Raw genomic sequence first — 15134 nt, 5'->3', positions numbered from 1 at the left:
CCCGAGGAAGTCCCGCATGACCACGACGGACCGGCCCGAGCTCCCCGTCACCTTCCGGCCCGGCCGCACCCGCACGGTGCTGCTGTCGTTGGGCGCCGCGATGTTCGTGGTCCTCTCCGGCGTCGCCCTGCTGCTGCCCAGGCTCGGGCCGGGGGAGCAGCTGACCTTCGTCCTCTCCGGAGCCCTGGTGTTCGGCGTGCTCTGGGTGCTCGCACGGCCCCGGGTGGAGGCCGACGACACCGGGGTCACGGTGGTGAACATCGCCTCCGGCCGGCGGCTGGAATGGGCGCAGATCGTCCAGGTCCGGCTGCGGCCCGGCGACCCGTGGGTCTTCCTCGACCTCTCCGACGGCACCAGCCTGCCCGCCCTCGGCATCCAGCCCGGCATGGCCCGGGAACAGGCGCTGCGCGACGCCCGCGCCCTGCGCGCCCTGGTGGAGGCCAGGAGCGCGGCCGACCCCGCCTGAGCCACCCCGAGGGGGCGCGCGACACCCCCCGGCGCCCCCCCCGCACGGCGGAGTCGCCCCTGCCGCGGACCGCCCTCCGTTGACTAACCTGTCGGCTGGGGCGTCACGGTGACGCCTCCGCCCCCGAGCCCTGCCCGGCCCGCCGGCCGGACCCCGGGGGCTCCTGCGATCCGAGGAGTGACGAACTCCGGCGATGGACGGACCGTCCTGCAGTACCTGCGCCGCCCCTGCCCGACCTGCCGCGGACCTGTTCCGCGGCATCGCGGAGGCGGCGGCCACATGACCCTCCCCCTGCTGCTCCTGGCAGCCGCCCTCCTGCTGATCCTGGCCAACGGATTCTTCGTGGCCGCCGAGTTCGGCCTGGTGACCGTCGACCGCCCCGAGGCGGAACGCGCGGCCGCCGCGGGCGACCGGCGCGCCCGCCGCGTGGCCGACTCCCTCAAGGAACTCTCGTTCCAGCTCTCCGGGACCCAGCTCGGCATCACCCTCACCTCCCTGGTCGTCGGCATGCTCGCCGAGCCCGCGCTCGCCGGCCTGCTGCACGGCCCGTTCACCGCGCTGGGACTGCCCGCGGGCATCGTCCCCGGCGTCTGCGTGGCGGTGGGCATGCTGCTCGCCTCCGCGGTGCAGATGGTGATCGGCGAACTGGTGCCCAAGAACTGGGCGGTCTCCCGGCCGCTCCAGGTGGCCCGCTTCGTGGCCGGACCCCAGCACCTCTTCGCCCGCCTCTTCCGGCCGGTGATCGCCGGACTCAACGCGGTCGCCAACCGGCTGGTGCGGGCCCTCGGCTTCGAGCCCGCCGAGGAGCTGGCCTCCGCCCGCACACCCGGCGAACTGGTCTCGCTGGCCCGGCACTCCGCCCGCGCCGGCACCCTCGAACAGGACACCGCCGACCTGTTCGTCCGGACCCTGTCCACCCTCTCCCTGGGCGACCTGGCCGCCCACCACGTGATGACCCCCCGCGTGCGGGTCGCCGCCCTGCAGGCCTCGGCCACCGCCGAGGACGTGATCAACCTGACCCGGGCCACCGGCCTGTCCCGCTTCCCCGTCTACCGGGAGCGGATCGACGAGATCGTCGGCATGGCCCACCTCAAGGACGCGCTCGCCGTGCCCGCGGCGGACCGGCTGCGCACCCCGGTGACCCGGATGTGCCGCCCCGCGCTCCTGGTCCCCGAGACCCTCCCGGTCCGGCCCCTGCTGACCCGGCTGCGCAGCGAGCAGCCGATCGCGGTGGTGGTCGACGAGTACGGCGGCACGGCCGGCGTGGTCACCCTGGAGGACATCGTCGAGGAACTGGTCGGCGAGGTCCGCGACGAGCACGACGGCCTCGACCTGCCCGAACTGGCCCCGGCGCCCGCCGAGGACGGCGCCCCCGCCTGGGACGCCGACGGCGGCTGCCGCACCGACCTGCTGGAGCGGGCCGGACTCCGGCCGCCGGACGGGCCCTACGAGACGGTGGCCGGGCTCGTCGCCGACCTGCTGGGACGCATCCCCGCGGCGGGCGACACCGTCGAGCTGCCCGGCTGGCGGCTGCGGGTCCTGCGCGTCGGGCACAACCGGGCCGAACGGGTCCGGCTGCTCAAGGTGGGCGCCGTCACGGCGTCCGCCGTGCCCGGGACGGCCCCCGTACCCGCCGTGCTCACGGCGGTCCAGGCCCCCGCGGCCGAGACCTCCGCGGCCCAGGCCCCCGCGGCCCAGCACCTTGCGGAGGCCGCCCGGTGAGCGCGCTGCAACTGCTCCTCGCGGCCCTGCTGGTGCTCGGCAACGGCTTCTTCGTCGGGGCCGAGTTCGCGCTGGTCTCCGTGCGGCGCAGCCAGATCGAGCCGCTGGGCACCGCCCGTGCCCGGCAGGTCCTGTACGGACTCGAGCACCTGCCGCGGATGATGGCCGCCGCCCAGTTCGGCATCACCGTCTGCTCGCTCACCCTCGGCGCCGTCGCCGAACCCACGGTGGCGCACCTGCTGGAACCTGTCTTCACGGCGGTCCGGCTGCCGGAGGCCATGGTCCACCCGCTGGGCTACGCCATCGCCCTCGCCGTGGTGGTCTTCTTCCACCTGGTGATCGGCGAGATGGTGCCGAAGAACCTGGCGATGGCCGCGCCCGAGAAGGCCGCGCTGTGGCTGGGACCCGGGCTGGTCGCCTTCGCCCGGCTGTGCGGCCCCGTCACCTCCGCCCTGGGCGCCTGTGCCGGGGCGGTGCTGCGGCTGTTCCGGGTCGAGCCGAAGGACGAGGTCGAGGCGGTGTTCACCAGCGAGCAGCTCAACCGGCTGGTCGAGGACGCCGGCCAGGCCGGTCTCCTCGACCCGGAGGACGCGGAGCGGCTGGAGGACGCGCTCGAGCTGGGCTCCCGCCCGGTGACGGACGTGCTGCTGCCGCTGGAGTCCCTCGTCACCGTCGGGCCCTCCGTCACCCCCGGCGAGGTGGTCGCCCTCACCGCGCGCACCGGGTACTCCCGGTTCCCGGTGGTGGGGGAGGGCGACGTCTTCCTGGGCTACCTGCACGTCAAGGACGTGCTGGACCTGGACGACGCGGACGGGCCGGTGCCGCCGAGGACGCGGCGCCGGATGACCGAGCTGCCGGCGGGGCTGCCGCTGGACGACGCGCTCACGGTGATGCGGCGGGCCGCCGCGCACCTCGCGGCGGTCACCGACACGGCGGGGCGGGCGGTGGGGCTCGTGGCCCTCGAGGACGTCCTCGAACTCCTCGTCGGCGAGGTCCGCGACCCGGCCCACCGGGTACCCGCCCCTGGTTGATCCCTCGCCGCCCGTGCCGCCGGGGCGGCACGGGCGGCGGGCACGGGCCCGCGCGCACGCACGCCGCCCGCGCGGGACGGCGCGTACGCACTCCGGGTCCGGAGCCGGGTCCGCCCCGCCGAAGCCGAAGCCGAAGCCGGAGCCGAAGCCGGAGCCGGAGCCGGAGCCGGAGCCGGACCCGACCCGGCAACCGTCACGCGTCCGGCCCCTCCGGTTCGCGCCCCGCGAGGACCTCCCCGTACGCCTGCATCAGGTCCGGCAGCCGCAGCGTCGACAGGTCCTCCCGTGACAGCTCCGCCTCCCCGGGCACGGAGGAGAGCCGCACGTCCCGGTAGGCGCAGCTCTTCTCGTACAGCGTCCGCAGGAACCGCCCGTTGCCCAGCTCGTCGATCCACCCCTGCTCGACCACGTGCGTGCTGATGGACAGCAGCTCCTCCAGCGCCTCCTCGTCCCAGACGTCCTTGTTCTCCTCCGCCAGCACCGTGCCGATCGCGCACAGCTCGTCCGGCCGGTAGGAGGGGAAGTCCACCCGTGTGGTGAAGCGGGAGGACAGCCCGGGGTTGGCGGCCAGCAGCCGGTCCATGCCCTCGGGGTATCCGGCGAGGATCACCACCAGCTGGTCGCGGTTGTCCTCCGCCCGCTTCAGCAGCACCTGGAGCGCCTCCTCGCCGTAGGCGTCGCCCTTGCCGTACCCGGTGTTGACCAGCGCGTACGCCTCGTCGACGAAGAGCACCCCGCCGAGCGCCGAGTCGATCAGCTCGTTCGCCTTCACCGCCGTCTGGCCGAGGAACTCGCCCACCAGGTCCGCCCGTTGCGCCTCGACCAGGTGGTCACCGCCGAGCAGCCCCAGCGCGTAGAAGACCCGCCCGAGTATCCGGGCCACCGTGGTCTTGCCGGTGCCGGAGGGGCCGGAGAAGACGAAGTGCCGCTGGGGCGGCCGTACCGGCAGCCCCTGGTCCGCGCGCAGCCGCGCCATGTTCAGCTGCGCGGACAGCGCCTTCACCTGCCGCTTGACCGGCTCCAGGCCGACCATCCGCTCCAGCTCGGCGAGCGCCTCCTCCAGCAGCGCGGGATCCGCGGGCCCCGGCGGGAACGGCCGCATCGGCCCGAACGCCTTCTCCCGCACCGTGTCCGGGGAGGACAGGGGAGAGGCGCCCGGGGCCGGTTCGGAGACCTTCACGCCCACGTCACGTCCGGCCGTGCCGACGAGCGGGTCGAGGCCCTCCGTGCCCTCGCCGCCGGGGGAGAGGGGGAAGCCCGCGTAGCCGTCGATGCCCAGTTCGGCGTCCTCGTCCCAGCCGTCGCCCTCGGAGATCGCCGCCAGCCGCGCGGCGGTGTCCATGAAGGACGGGTCGGCATGGTGCACGGCGCGGTACAGCGGCAGCGCGGCGGCGGTCCGGCCGGTGCCCTCGTGGGCGCGGGCCAGCCAGTACCGCAGCTCCTTGCGCTGCGGCTGCTCGCTGCGGCACCGCATCAGCGCGGTCGACAGCAGCGGCTCCGCCTGCCCGTACATCTCCAGCCGGACCCGGGCCATCCCGCCGAACAGCCGGGCCTCTGTCCCCAGCGCGGGATCGTCGAGCAACGGATCGGTGCACCGGACGAGTTGGTCCCAGTCCTTCACCAGGTAGGCACGGCAGGCGTGCAGGAAGCGGACCTGGGGGTCGGTCCCGGCCGGAGGTAACGCGGCCATGGCGCGGTCGAGTTCGGGAACGTGACGGCCGTCCAGCCAGTGCGAGGCGTACGCCAGCAGCAGGTCGCGCCGGCTCTCGAGCACCGGCTGCACCCACCAGCCGAGCCAGTACCAGGAGTTGAGCGGCCGTCCGTGCCGGGTGCGCTGCTCGCCGAAGCGGTCGCCGTGCTGGTGCATCCGCAGCAGCGCCGTCGTCGTGTCGACCCGCAGCGCGTGCAGGCCGAGCCAGGCGTCCGCCATCGCGGGGTCGAGCCGTACCGCGGCGCGGAACTCCTCCTCCGCCTGGGGATAGGCGCCCATGGTGTAGGCGTCCACGCCTCGGAGCCAGGCCAGGTCGGCAGGGGCGCCGGGGCCCCGCGTGCCGCATTCCCTCACGTCGTCGTCCCCCACAAAACCGTGCCCCCGTCCCCTTGCCGCCGGGCCGGCCCCGGCTGCCGCCTCGGCCCAACCGCCCCGCCACCGGCCCCGGTCGGCCCCGCGGCGGCGGGCCGACGGACGCACCGAGGGCATCGTACCCATGGGGTCGCCGCGGTCCGAAGGGTGCGGGAAGGGCGCTCGGGGCATGACCGGCGCACCGCACCGGCCGCCGTCCCGGCCGGACGGTCGCGCGGTCACCCAGGGTGAGGAAAGCGGCCCCGCCGGGAGCGGTGGGAGGCCGGCCGGGGGCAGGACGAAGCCCCCGGTCACGGGGGAACAACCGGGGGCTTCGCGTCGGCGGACGACCCGCGAGGGGTCGTGCAGGGAGAACGTAAGACCTGCGCCGCCCCGTGGTCAAGCGGTGCCGGCGTCCCCGTCCGAGGTTCCGCGCGGCCCCGGGCCGAGGGGTTCGCGGGGTGCCGACGGACCGTCACCAGGAGTCAGGAAAGCGGAGGCCGGACCCTCCGAAAACCCGTAACCCGACGGCAGTCGACGGACCATCAGGTGCGCGTGGGGACGCGAGGGATCGCGCGCGAAGTGCGCGCGCTCGGCCTCCTCCCACGCGTCCCAGAACGCGCGCTGCTCCTCGCCGTCCCGGCGGCGGCCCCACCGCCACGACTCCTCGGCGGGCAGGTCCATCCAGATCAGCCGGGCCAGAAAAGGCCGCAGCTCCCGGCGGCCGGCCCCGACCCCCTCCAGCAGCACCACCGGCGCGGGCGACAGCGCGCGGGGAGCGCCGAACCGGCGGGCGGTCCAGTCGTAGGGCGCGTACCGGGCCGTGCGGCCCTCCCGCAGCGGCTCCAGCACCTGGGAGGCCAGGCGCCCCGTCCAGGAGAACAACTCCCGGTGGGTGGCGATGTCGTCGAGATGGAGCACCGGGGCGCCCCCGAGGGCCTCCGCCAGGCGGGCGGTGAAGGTCGTTTTGCCCGAGCCGGCGTGCCCGTCGATCCCGACCAGCCGGACCGGCCCGCAGGACGGCGGCAGGCCGAGCAGGGAGGAGGCGAGGTCGGCGATCACGGTTCCACTGTAGGTCGCGCCGGTCGCGCCGGTCGCGCCGGTCGCGCCGGTCGCGGCGTCGGAGGGCGGCGGACGGCGTCCGAGGGCATCGGGCGGCGTCCCAGGCGTCCGCGGCGGCGTCGGGCGGCATCCGACGGTGTCGCGGACGCCGGCCGCCGGTGGTGCTATCAGAGGTCGATACCAATATTGCGCCCACCGGAACGGCCGAGGTACTGGATCAGCGGCGTACCGCTTGGTCATAGTGGGGGCCCGGAGCCGCGGACACCATCACCCGACTCGTACCCCAGGGGGCCGATCAGCCATGAACAGAGCACAGCAGCCGTCCCGCAGAAACGTTCTCGCGGCGGCGGTCGCCGTCGTCGCCGGGGCCACCGCCGTCACCGCGGCCCCCGCGGTCGCCGCCGCACCGGACCCGGACGCAGCGGAGGCCGGAGCGGCCGCGGCGGCGGCCAAGGGGCGGGTGGACAACCGCGCCTGGGTCACCTACGCCGACTGGCGCGAGGGCCGCGCCGACGGCGTGCGGACCCTGGCCGGCGCCCGTCCGGGCGTGGCCATCGGCGTCCCGGCCGGCGTCACCGACTACACCGACCCGCACACCGGGACGACCGCCGCCTGGGAGTACGCCACCTGGACCTCCCCGTCGCACCGCCTCAAGGTCCCGGCGACCGAGGTCATCCCCAGCTGGAACGCCGACACCCCGGACGGGACCTGGATCCAGATCGAGCTCCAGGGCCGGTACAACGACGGCACCGACACCCCCTGGTACGTGATGGGCCGTTGGGCCGCCGGCGACCGGGACATCCGCCGCACCTCGGTGGACGACCAGAGCGACGGCAGAAGCACCGTCTGGACCGACACCTTCTCGGTCGACGACGCCTCCACCGGCCTGCGCCTGGTCTCCTACCGCCTGCGCCTCACCCTCCACCGCCGCCCCGGCTCCACCGCCACCCCCACCGTCTGGCGGCTGGGCGCGATGGGCTCCGACGTCCCGGACCGCTTCACCGTCCCGGCCTCCACGCCGCGCGTCGCCCGCGAACTCCCGGTGCCGCGCTACTCGCAGAACACCCACGTCGGCCAGTACCCCGAGTACGACAACGGCGGCGAGGCCTGGTGCAGCCCGACCTCCTCGCAGATGATCGTCGAGTACTGGGGCCGGAAGCCCACCGCCGAGCAACTCGCCTGGGTCAACCCCGAGTTCGCCGACCCGCAGGTCTGCCACGCGGCGCGCTTCACCTACGACTACCAGTACGAGGGCTGCGGCAACTGGCCCTTCAACGCGGCCTACGCGGCCACCTACCCGGACCTCCAGGGCGTGGTGACCCGGCTGGAGTCGCTCGCCGACCTGGAGACCCTGGTCGCGGCCGGCATCCCCGCCATAACGTCGCAGTCCTTCCTCGCCACCGAGCTCACCGGGGCCGGCTACGGCACCTCGGGCCACCTGATGACCGTGATCGGCTTCACCGCCGAGGGCGACGTCATCGCCAACGACCCGGCCTCCCCGAGCAACGAGGCGGTCCGCCGGATCTACAAGCGCCGCGAGTGGGAGAACATCTGGCTCCGCACCAAGCGCTACAACGCCAGCGGCAAGGTCTCCTCCGGCACGGGCGGCGTCTGCTACCTGTACTTCCCCGCCCGCCCGACGCCCGCCCAGCGCAAGGCCCTCGAGGCGGTGGGCGTCCGCTGACCCCGTCGCCCCGCAGGCCCCCGTCGGCCTGCCGGCGCAGCTGACCCGTGGGCCTGCCGGGCCTGCTTGACCTGCGCTTCTGTGACGAAGCTCTCCGCCCCGCCGGGCCCGCGCGATGGCATGGTGGAGGAACGGGTCCGGCCGCGCGGCCGGGTCCGGGGGGATCCACCGCACGCGACCCGAGCGAGACACCATGAGCGCAGCGACTGCCACCCTGACCCGCACCCTCACCGGCGGCCCGAAGGACGACGACGACAGCAACCTCGTCGAACACATCGCCGGCTGGGTCCTGGTCGTGGTCGTGGCCATGCTGGTCACCCGGCTCGGCCTGGTCTGACCCGTACGACGCGGCGGCGGACACCGCGGAACACCACAGGACGACAGCAGTGGGGCCCGGCCGGACGGCCGGGCCCCACTGCTGTCCGCCGTCCGTCCGACCTGTGTCCCATCCGTTACGAGTAAGCGAGCGTTAACCGGTGACGCGGCGACGACTACCGGGCATACTCACAGCGCGCAGCCGCCGACCTGCCGTTTTCCTCCGCGACCCGGAGGGGCGTCGGCTCTGCTCGTGAGCCGGCGGGACCCGCACCATCCACGCGGTCTCCCGCCCCGGCCCGTACAGGGAGGAGAACACCGCCATGACCGATCATGGTGCCCCGCAGCCGGTCGACCGCGCGCTGCCCACCGAGGAGGCGAGGGACCTGCTCGCCCTCGTCCGCGACATCGCCCAGCGCGAGATCGCCCCCAAGGCGGCCGACGAGGAGGAGGCGGGAGTCTTCCCGCGCGACCTCTTCACCCTGCTGTCCGAAGCCGGTCTGCTCGGCCTGCCGTACGAGTCCGAGCACGGCGGCGGTGACCAGCCCTACGGGGTCTACCTCCAGGTGCTGGAGGAACTGGCCGCGGCCCGGCTCACCGTCGGCCTCGGGGTGAGCGTGCACACCCTCTCCTGCCACGCCCTGGCCCACTTCGGCACCAAGCAGCAGAAGCTGGAGCACCTGCCCGCCATGCTCGGCGGCGGCCTGCTGGGCGCCTACTGCCTCTCCGAACCCGCCTCCGGCTCCGACGCCGCCTCGCTGCGCACCCGCGCCGTCCGCGAGGGCGACGACGGCGACTGGGTGGTCGACGGCACCAAGGCGTGGATCACCCACGGCGGGGTCGCGGACTTCTACACGCTGATGGCCCGCACCGGCGCCGAGGGCCCCCGCGGCATCAGCGCCTTCCTCGTCCCGGGCGACGCCCCCGGTCTGAGCGCGGCCGTACCCGAGAAGAAGATGGGCATGAAGGGCTCGCCCACCGCCCAGGTCCACTTCGACGGCGTCCGGCTCGCGGACGACCGCCGGATCGGCGAGGAGGGCCAGGGTTTCGCCATCGCCCTGGCCGCCCTCGACTCCGGACGCCTCGGCATCGCCGCCTGCGCGATCGGCGTGGCCCAGGCCGCACTCGACGCCGCCACCGCCTACGCCGGCGAGAGGCGCCAGTTCGGACGGCCCATCGGCGACTTCCAGGGCCTGCGCTTCCTGCTCGCCGACATGGCCACCCAGGTCGAGGCGGGCCGCGCCCTCTACCTGGCCGCGGCCCGGCTGCGCGACGCCGGCCGGCCGTTCTCCCGGCAGGCGGCCATGGCGAAGCTGTTCTGCACCGACGCCGCGATGAAGGTCACCACCGACGCGGTCCAGGTCCTCGGCGGCTACGGATACACCGCGGACTTCCCGGTGGAACGCCACATGCGGGAGGCCAAGGTGCTGCAGATCGTCGAGGGCACCAATCAGATCCAGCGGATGGTCATCGGACGTCACCTGCTGGGCCCCGAGTCCCGCTGACCGGTCCACGCCGGCCCGGTGGGGTCGCCAGGCGGTTCCACTCCGGGTCGTGCCGGCCCGGAAGGGTCCGCCCTCCGTCCGCCCAGCTCCGCAGCAGGTCGCGGTAGATGGGAGGGTCCTCGGACGCGGGCGCCGGCACCGCCGGCGCCTCCACCGGGCCCGGGACGAACACGCGTCGCCGTCGGGCGACGGCCGAAGAGGTTGCGGTCATACCGGGAGAACGCCCGGGGCGGCGACACGTCACCCCGCCGGGCGTCAGCGCATCAGTTCGGGCGCCCTCAGGCGGCGCGGCGCATCTGGCGGCGGGTGATCGGGGCGCGCATGGGGCGCGAACCCGGACCGCCGACGTGCGAGAAGGGCTGCGTCCGCCAGTCCAGCCCGGCGGGCAGCGTGAGCAGCAGGCCCGTCTCCTGCTCCTGGGGGTCCGTGCCCGCGTCCGCCGGCTCGGCGTCCGCGGCGGCCCGGCCGGTCCCGGGGCACACGGTGAGCCCGAACGGGTTCCACGGCGAGGCGCACAGCGCGTGCTCCGGCAGGACGTCCTCGTCCGCCAGGAGGGCGATGGGCTGCGCGCAGTCCGGGCACACCACCCGGTACATCTCGAAGGTGTCGTAGGCGTCGAACTCGTCGCCGGCGTCCGGTTCGGCGCCCTCCGGCTCGGGCTCGACGACCTGCTGGAACTTCCTGGACGCGGAGCGGCCAGGGCGCTGAAGACTGTGCATCGGGTAACTCCCCCTCGGGCTGGGCCTGAGGCTCTGCGGCCTCGACCACAGCAAGCATTTCCCTGCACCCCGGGCAGGTAATCACGTGAACATCATGGAGCGGGGTCAGGAAGTGTGTCCTTCATCACATACTCATGCGCAAAGGCCCCATGCGCGCCGGTCGCGCCCCTCCGGGCGACCGACCCGTGGACGCGTATGGGCCGGACGATCTCCCGCCCTGTACGTTTTCCGCATGGAGGCGCTGGACCGAGAGATCGTGCGACTGCTCGTCGAGGACGGGCGGATGAGCTACACCGACCTGGGCAAGGCCACGGGCCTGTCCACCTCGGCGGTGCACCAGCGGGTGCGCCGGCTCGAGCAGCGCGGGGTCATCCGCGGCTACGCGGCGGTCGTCGACGCCGAGGCGGTGGGGCTGCCGCTGACCGCGTTCATCTCGGTGAAGCCCTTCGACCCCAGCGCCCCCGACGACATCGCCGACCGGCTGGCCGGCGTGCCGGAGATCGAGGCCTGCCACAGCGTGGCCGGGGACGAGAACTACATCCTCAAGGTGCGCGTGGCCACGCCGCACGAGCTGGAGGAACTGCTCGCCCGGGTGCGCGCCCTGGCCGGCGTCTCCACCCGCACCACCGTGGTCCTCTCCACGCCCTACGAGAGCCGCCCGCCCCGCCTCTGACCCCCTCCGCGCCCGCCGCACCCCCGTGCGCGGGGCGTCCCCGCGGGGCGAGACACTGGTGCCATGAGCAATGGCACCGCCCCGACCCCCCGCACCGTGCTGCTGCGCGGAGGTGAGGTCCACAGCCCCGCCGACCCCTTCGCCACCGCCATGGTCGTCGAGCACGGCCACGTCGCCTGGGTCGGCTCCGAGGGCGCCGCCGACGCCTTCGCGGACGGGGTCGACGAGGTCGTCGACCTGGAGGGCGCCCTCGTCACCCCGGCGTTCACCGACGCCCATGTGCACACCACCGGCACCGGGTACGCCCTCACCGGCCTGGACCTGTCCGGCTGCCCCTCCCTGGAGGAGGCGCTCGCCCGGATCCGCGCCTTCGCCGCCTCCCGTCCCGCCGACCGGGTGCTGCTCGGGCACGGCTGGGACGCCGCCCGCTGGCCCGGCGGCCGCCCGCCGGCCCGCGCCGAGCTGGACGAGGCCACCGGCGGCCGCCCGCTGTACCTCTCGCGGGTGGACGTCCACTCCGCCGTGGTGACCACCGCCCTGCTCGACCTGGTCCCCGGCGTCACCTCGGCGACCGGCTTCGCGGCGGACCGGCCGCTCACCGGCGACGCGCACCACGCCGTCCGCGCCGCCGCCTTCGACGCCGTCACCCCCGCCCAGCGCGCCGAGGCCCAGCGGGCCGCCCGGGCGTACGCCGCCTCCGTCGGCATCGGGACGATCCACGAGTGCGGCGGGCCGACCATCTCCTCCGAGGACGACTTCACCGGCCTCCTCCGCCTCGCCGCCGAGGAGCCCGGCCCCCGTGTGGTCGGCTACTGGGCGGAGCAGGACGTCGACAAGGCCCGCGAGCTCGGCGCCCACGGCGCGGCCGGCGACCTGTTCGCCGACGGCTCCCTCGGCTCCCACACCGCCTGCCTGCACGACGCCTATGCCGACGCCGGCCACAGCGGCACCCCCTACCTGGACGCCGTCGCCGTCGCCGCCCACGTGGCCGCCTGCACCGAGGCGGGCCTCCAGGCCGGTTTCCACGCCATCGGCGACGCCGCCGTTGCCGCCGTGGTCGAGGGCGTCCGCGCCGCCGCCGAGAAGGTCGGCCTGGCCCGGATCCGTGCCGCCCGGCACCGCGTCGAGCACGCCGAGATGATGACGGAGGCGACGATCGCCGCCTTCGCCGAACTCGGCCTCACCGCCTCCGTGCAGCCCGCCTTCGACGCCTTCTGGGGCGGCCGCGACGGCATGTACGCCCAGCGCCTCGGCGTGGAGCGGGCCCGCACCCTCAACCCGTTCGCCGCCATGCTGCGCGCGGGCGTGCCGCTGGCCTTCGGCTCCGACAGCCCGGTCACCCCCCTCGACCCGTGGGGCACCGTCCGGGCCGCCGCCTTCCACCGCACCCCCGAGCACCGCGTCTCGGTCCGCGCGGCCTTCACCGCCCACACCCGCGGCGGCTGGCGGGCCGTCGGCCGGGACGACGCCGGGGTGCTGGTCCCGGGCGCCCCCGCCGACTACGCGGTCTGGCGCACCGGGGAACTGATCGTCCAGGCCCCCGACGACCGGGTGGCCCGCTGGTCCACCGACCCGCGCTCCGGCACCCCCGGTCTGCCCGACCTCACGCCGGGCAGCGAACTCCCGGTCTGCCTGCGCACCGTGGTGGGGGGCGAGACGGTCTTCGTACGGCCGGGCGAGTGATCTCTGGCGCCGGGCGTCCCCCCGGACGCCCGGGCCGCCCGCGGTGCGGTGCGCGCGGGCGGACGGGAAGAACCGTTCTTCCGGACGCCCTCCGGCCTCCTCGGGCCCGGGTTTGACAGGGCGCGGCGGGCGGCGGGTAGGTTCGGCCGGGTCCACCACCGGACGCCCGACCGGGAGCCTCCGCGCACTCGCGGTGCCGTCGCTGGGTCGGGCCGGTGCGCCGGGGCGGCGCACCGGCCCGCTGTGCCAGGCCCAGCGGCCGTGACGCCCGAGGGAGGTCGTGGCCGGTCGGCAGGTGAGACCAGGGCGGGGTGCCGGCGCTCAACAGACAACGGCCTTCGGCGGATCCGCAGCCGGCGGATCCCGGGCCGGCCCGAAGGGCACCGGCCCCCGCCTGGCGGCTCCCCGCCCGCCGCCCCGCCGTCCGTCCTCCGTGTCCCCGCACCGGGTCCCCGCCACCGCGCTCCCGGGGCCCGCGCCCACCCGGTCGCGCCGCCGTCCGGACGGTGCCCGTCGCGTCGCCGTGTCCGCCGGGAGGCCTCCGCACTAAGGTGGTCCCCTGCGTACGGACTCGGCTGTGCACGGCGCCCGCCTCCGCGCGGACGACGGCGCGGAAACGGAAGGGCAGCAGTGAACGACGGCGTCGGGGCCCCCGCTGCGGGCGGCCAGGAAAGACGGTTCGGCCCGCTCGGCAAGGCCTTGGTGATCATCCCCACCTACAACGAGGCCGACAACGTCGCGCCCATCGTCCGCCGCGTCCGGGCCGCCGTCCCCGAGGCGTACGTCCTCGTCGCCGACGACAACAGCCCCGACGGGACCGGCAAGATCGCCGACGAGCTGGCGGCCGAGGACGGCCACGTGCAGGTCCTGCACCGCAAGGGCAAGGAAGGGCTGGGCGCCGCCTACCTGGCCGGCTTCCGCTGGGGCATGGAGCACGGGTTCGACGTGCTGATCGAGATGGACGCCGACGGCTCCCACCAGCCCGAGGAACTGCCCCGGCTGCTGACCGCCCTCAAGGGCGCCGACCTGGTGCTCGGCTCCCGCTGGGTGCCCGGCGGCCGGGTCGTCAACTGGCCGCGCAGCCGTGAGTTCATCTCCCGCGGCGGCAGCCTCTACTCCCGCGTCCTGCTGGACGTCCCGATCCGCGACGTCACCGGCGGCTTCCGTGCCTTCCGCAGGGCCACGCTGGAGGGGCTGGGCCTGGCCGACGTGGCCTCCCAGGGGTACTGCTTCCAGGTGGACCTGGCCCGGCGGGCCGTGAAGGCCGGCTACCACGTGGTCGAGGTGCCGATCACCTTCGTCGAGCGGGAGCACGGCGACTCCAAGATGAGCCGGGACATCCTGGTCGAGGCACTCTGGCGGGTCACCGCCTGGGGCGTGACGGAGCGGGCCGGCAGGGTCATCGGGCGGCCCCGGCGCGGCTGAGCGGGGTCACCAGGCACACTGGAGACATGACGACCGGCCCTCAGCGCTCCTTCCTTCCCCCCTCCGGCCCTTCCGGCTCCACCGACTCCTCCGGCCGGGCCCGCCGACCCCGCTCGCGGGCGCGGACCGCGGTGCCCCTCGGAGTGGCCGCGTGGCTGGTGCTGGAGATCTGGCTGCTGACGCTGGTCGCCGACGCGGCCGGCGGGTTCACGGTGTTCCTGCTGCTGGTCGCCGGTCTGCTGCTGGGCGGCGCGGTGGTGAAGCGGGCCGGACGGCGCGCCTTCCGCTCGCTGGACGCCGCGGTCCGCGGCCGCGGGACCGGTCAGGAGCCCGACCCCTCCGAGAACGAGGGCAACGGGTTCACCATGCTGGGCGGCATCCTGCTGATCGTCCCGGGCATGATCACCGACGTGCTGGGGCTGCTGCTCCTCGTGCCGCCGGTCCAGCGCAAGGTGCGGGGCGCCCTGGAGCGGACCGTCGAGCGCAGGCTGGCCCGGGCGGCCACCGACATGGAGGGCCTCTTCCAGCAGGCCCGCATCCACCGGCCCGACGGCAAGATCGTCCCCGGTGAGGTCGTCCGCGAGGAGTCCGCCGCCGACCGCGACGGCCAGGACCCCCGCCCGCCGCTGGTGCCCTGAGCCAGCCCCTTTCCACCCACGGTGCCCTGAGCCCCCTCCCGCCCGGGAACGCCCGGGAACGGAGCGGCCGACGGCCGCCGCCTGGGGCCGCGGCGGCGCCCCGGCGCCCGCACCCCGCACACGAACACGGCCGCGGGCGCCGTACGTGA

The 15134-nt window shown here is 75.1% G+C and carries 13 protein-coding genes; 10 read left to right on the top strand and 3 right to left on the bottom strand.

What is annotated here, in order from left to right:
* Window positions 1–16 precede the first annotated feature (16 nt).
* The 3 genes from ABZ836_RS13645 (at window position 17) to ABZ836_RS13635 (ending at window position 3219) form a co-directional block, all read left to right on the top strand.
* Window positions 17–466, top strand: coding sequence for a PH domain-containing protein (locus tag ABZ836_RS13645; RefSeq protein WP_356134088.1), 450 nt, complete (start codon window positions 17–19; stop codon window positions 464–466).
* 279 nt (window positions 467–745) lie between these two features.
* Entirely contained in the window at window positions 746–2188 is a 1443-nt protein-coding gene (locus ABZ836_RS13640) for a hemolysin family protein (protein ID WP_361141927.1), read from the top strand.
* On the top strand, window positions 2185–3219 hold the full coding sequence (locus tag ABZ836_RS13635) for a hemolysin family protein (protein ID WP_361141925.1): 1035 nt from the start codon (window positions 2185–2187) through the stop codon (window positions 3217–3219). Before ABZ836_RS13640 ends, ABZ836_RS13635 begins: the two co-directional genes overlap by 4 nt.
* Before the next feature lie 193 nt (window positions 3220–3412).
* Here ABZ836_RS13635 and ABZ836_RS13630 read toward each other — a convergent pair whose 3' ends face one another.
* Together ABZ836_RS13630 and ABZ836_RS13625 are read right to left on the bottom strand one after the other, a co-directional pair.
* Window positions 3413–5284: an AAA family ATPase gene (locus ABZ836_RS13630; protein WP_356134094.1), complete on the bottom strand. Its 1872-nt coding sequence runs from the start codon at window positions 5282–5284 to the stop codon at window positions 3413–3415.
* Between the two features lie 396 nt (window positions 5285–5680).
* Complete coding sequence (locus ABZ836_RS13625) at window positions 5681–6343, bottom strand: hypothetical protein (protein WP_356134096.1); 663 nt, start codon at window positions 6341–6343, stop codon at window positions 5681–5683.
* A 301-nt stretch (window positions 6344–6644) separates the two neighbouring features.
* Between ABZ836_RS13625 and ABZ836_RS13620 the strand changes: the two genes are divergently transcribed.
* The 3 genes from ABZ836_RS13620 to ABZ836_RS13610 all read left to right on the top strand — a co-directional run bounded on the left by ABZ836_RS13620 (window position 6645) and on the right by ABZ836_RS13610 (window position 9847).
* Window positions 6645–8027 carry a peptidase C39 family protein gene (locus tag ABZ836_RS13620; RefSeq protein ID WP_361141922.1) on the top strand — a complete coding sequence of 461 codons (1383 nt, stop codon included), beginning with the start codon at window positions 6645–6647 and terminating at the stop codon, window positions 8025–8027.
* A 193-nt stretch (window positions 8028–8220) separates the two neighbouring features.
* Window positions 8221–8364, top strand: coding sequence for an SCO1431 family membrane protein (locus ABZ836_RS13615; RefSeq protein WP_356134100.1), 144 nt, complete (start codon window positions 8221–8223; stop codon window positions 8362–8364).
* A gap of 301 nt (window positions 8365–8665) precedes the next feature.
* Complete coding sequence (locus tag ABZ836_RS13610; protein ID WP_361141920.1) at window positions 8666–9847, top strand: acyl-CoA dehydrogenase family protein; 1182 nt, start codon at window positions 8666–8668, stop codon at window positions 9845–9847.
* Between the two features lie 278 nt (window positions 9848–10125).
* On the opposite strand, the gene ABZ836_RS13605 is transcribed toward ABZ836_RS13610, so the two are convergent.
* Window positions 10126–10566, bottom strand: a complete 441-nt coding sequence (locus ABZ836_RS13605; RefSeq protein WP_356134103.1) for a hypothetical protein — start codon at window positions 10564–10566, stop codon at window positions 10126–10128.
* Between the two features lie 232 nt (window positions 10567–10798).
* On the opposite strand from ABZ836_RS13605, the gene ABZ836_RS13600 reads away from it, so the two are divergent.
* The 4 genes from ABZ836_RS13600 to fxsA all read left to right on the top strand — a co-directional run bounded on the left by ABZ836_RS13600 (window position 10799) and on the right by fxsA (window position 14985).
* Complete coding sequence (locus ABZ836_RS13600) at window positions 10799–11239, top strand: Lrp/AsnC family transcriptional regulator (RefSeq protein ID WP_356134105.1); 441 nt, start codon at window positions 10799–10801, stop codon at window positions 11237–11239.
* 63 nt (window positions 11240–11302) lie between these two features.
* Window positions 11303–12922 (top strand): amidohydrolase, encoded by a 1620-nt coding sequence (locus ABZ836_RS13595; protein ID WP_361141917.1) that lies wholly within the window; start codon window positions 11303–11305, stop codon window positions 12920–12922.
* A gap of 630 nt (window positions 12923–13552) precedes the next feature.
* On the top strand, window positions 13553–14347 hold the full coding sequence (locus tag ABZ836_RS13590; RefSeq protein ID WP_356134109.1) for a polyprenol monophosphomannose synthase: 795 nt from the start codon (window positions 13553–13555) through the stop codon (window positions 14345–14347).
* Between the two features lie 26 nt (window positions 14348–14373).
* Window positions 14374–14985, top strand: a complete 612-nt coding sequence (gene fxsA / locus ABZ836_RS13585) for an FxsA family membrane protein (protein WP_361141915.1) — start codon at window positions 14374–14376, stop codon at window positions 14983–14985.
* Window positions 14986–15134 lie beyond the last annotated feature (149 nt).

The organism is Streptomyces sp. NPDC047130 (assembly GCF_040643475.1).
Lineage (GTDB): Bacteria > Actinomycetota > Actinomycetes > Streptomycetales > Streptomycetaceae > Streptomyces.
The sequence above is the reverse complement of the archived record's forward strand: the minus strand, read 5'-3'. Positions and strand labels throughout refer to the sequence as shown.

What these genes read in the sequence shown, in the direction of transcription:
- ABZ836_RS13645 (WP_356134088.1), top strand. Translation starts at nt 17, where the DNA reads ATGACCACGACGGACCGGCCCGAGCTCCCCGTCACCTTCCGGCCCGGC.
- ABZ836_RS13640 (WP_361141927.1), top strand. Translation starts at nt 746, where the DNA reads ATGACCCTCCCCCTGCTGCTCCTGGCAGCCGCCCTCCTGCTGATCCTG.
- ABZ836_RS13620 (WP_361141922.1), top strand. Translation starts at nt 6,645, where the DNA reads ATGAACAGAGCACAGCAGCCGTCCCGCAGAAACGTTCTCGCGGCGGCG.
- ABZ836_RS13615 (WP_356134100.1), top strand. Translation starts at nt 8,221, where the DNA reads ATGAGCGCAGCGACTGCCACCCTGACCCGCACCCTCACCGGCGGCCCG.
- ABZ836_RS13610 (WP_361141920.1), top strand. Translation starts at nt 8,666, where the DNA reads ATGACCGATCATGGTGCCCCGCAGCCGGTCGACCGCGCGCTGCCCACC.
- ABZ836_RS13605 (WP_356134103.1), bottom strand. Translation starts at nt 10,566, where the DNA reads ATGCACAGTCTTCAGCGCCCTGGCCGCTCCGCGTCCAGGAAGTTCCAG.
- ABZ836_RS13600 (WP_356134105.1), top strand. Translation starts at nt 10,799, where the DNA reads ATGGAGGCGCTGGACCGAGAGATCGTGCGACTGCTCGTCGAGGACGGG.
- ABZ836_RS13595 (WP_361141917.1), top strand. Translation starts at nt 11,303, where the DNA reads ATGAGCAATGGCACCGCCCCGACCCCCCGCACCGTGCTGCTGCGCGGA.
- fxsA (WP_361141915.1), top strand. Translation starts at nt 14,374, where the DNA reads ATGACGACCGGCCCTCAGCGCTCCTTCCTTCCCCCCTCCGGCCCTTCC.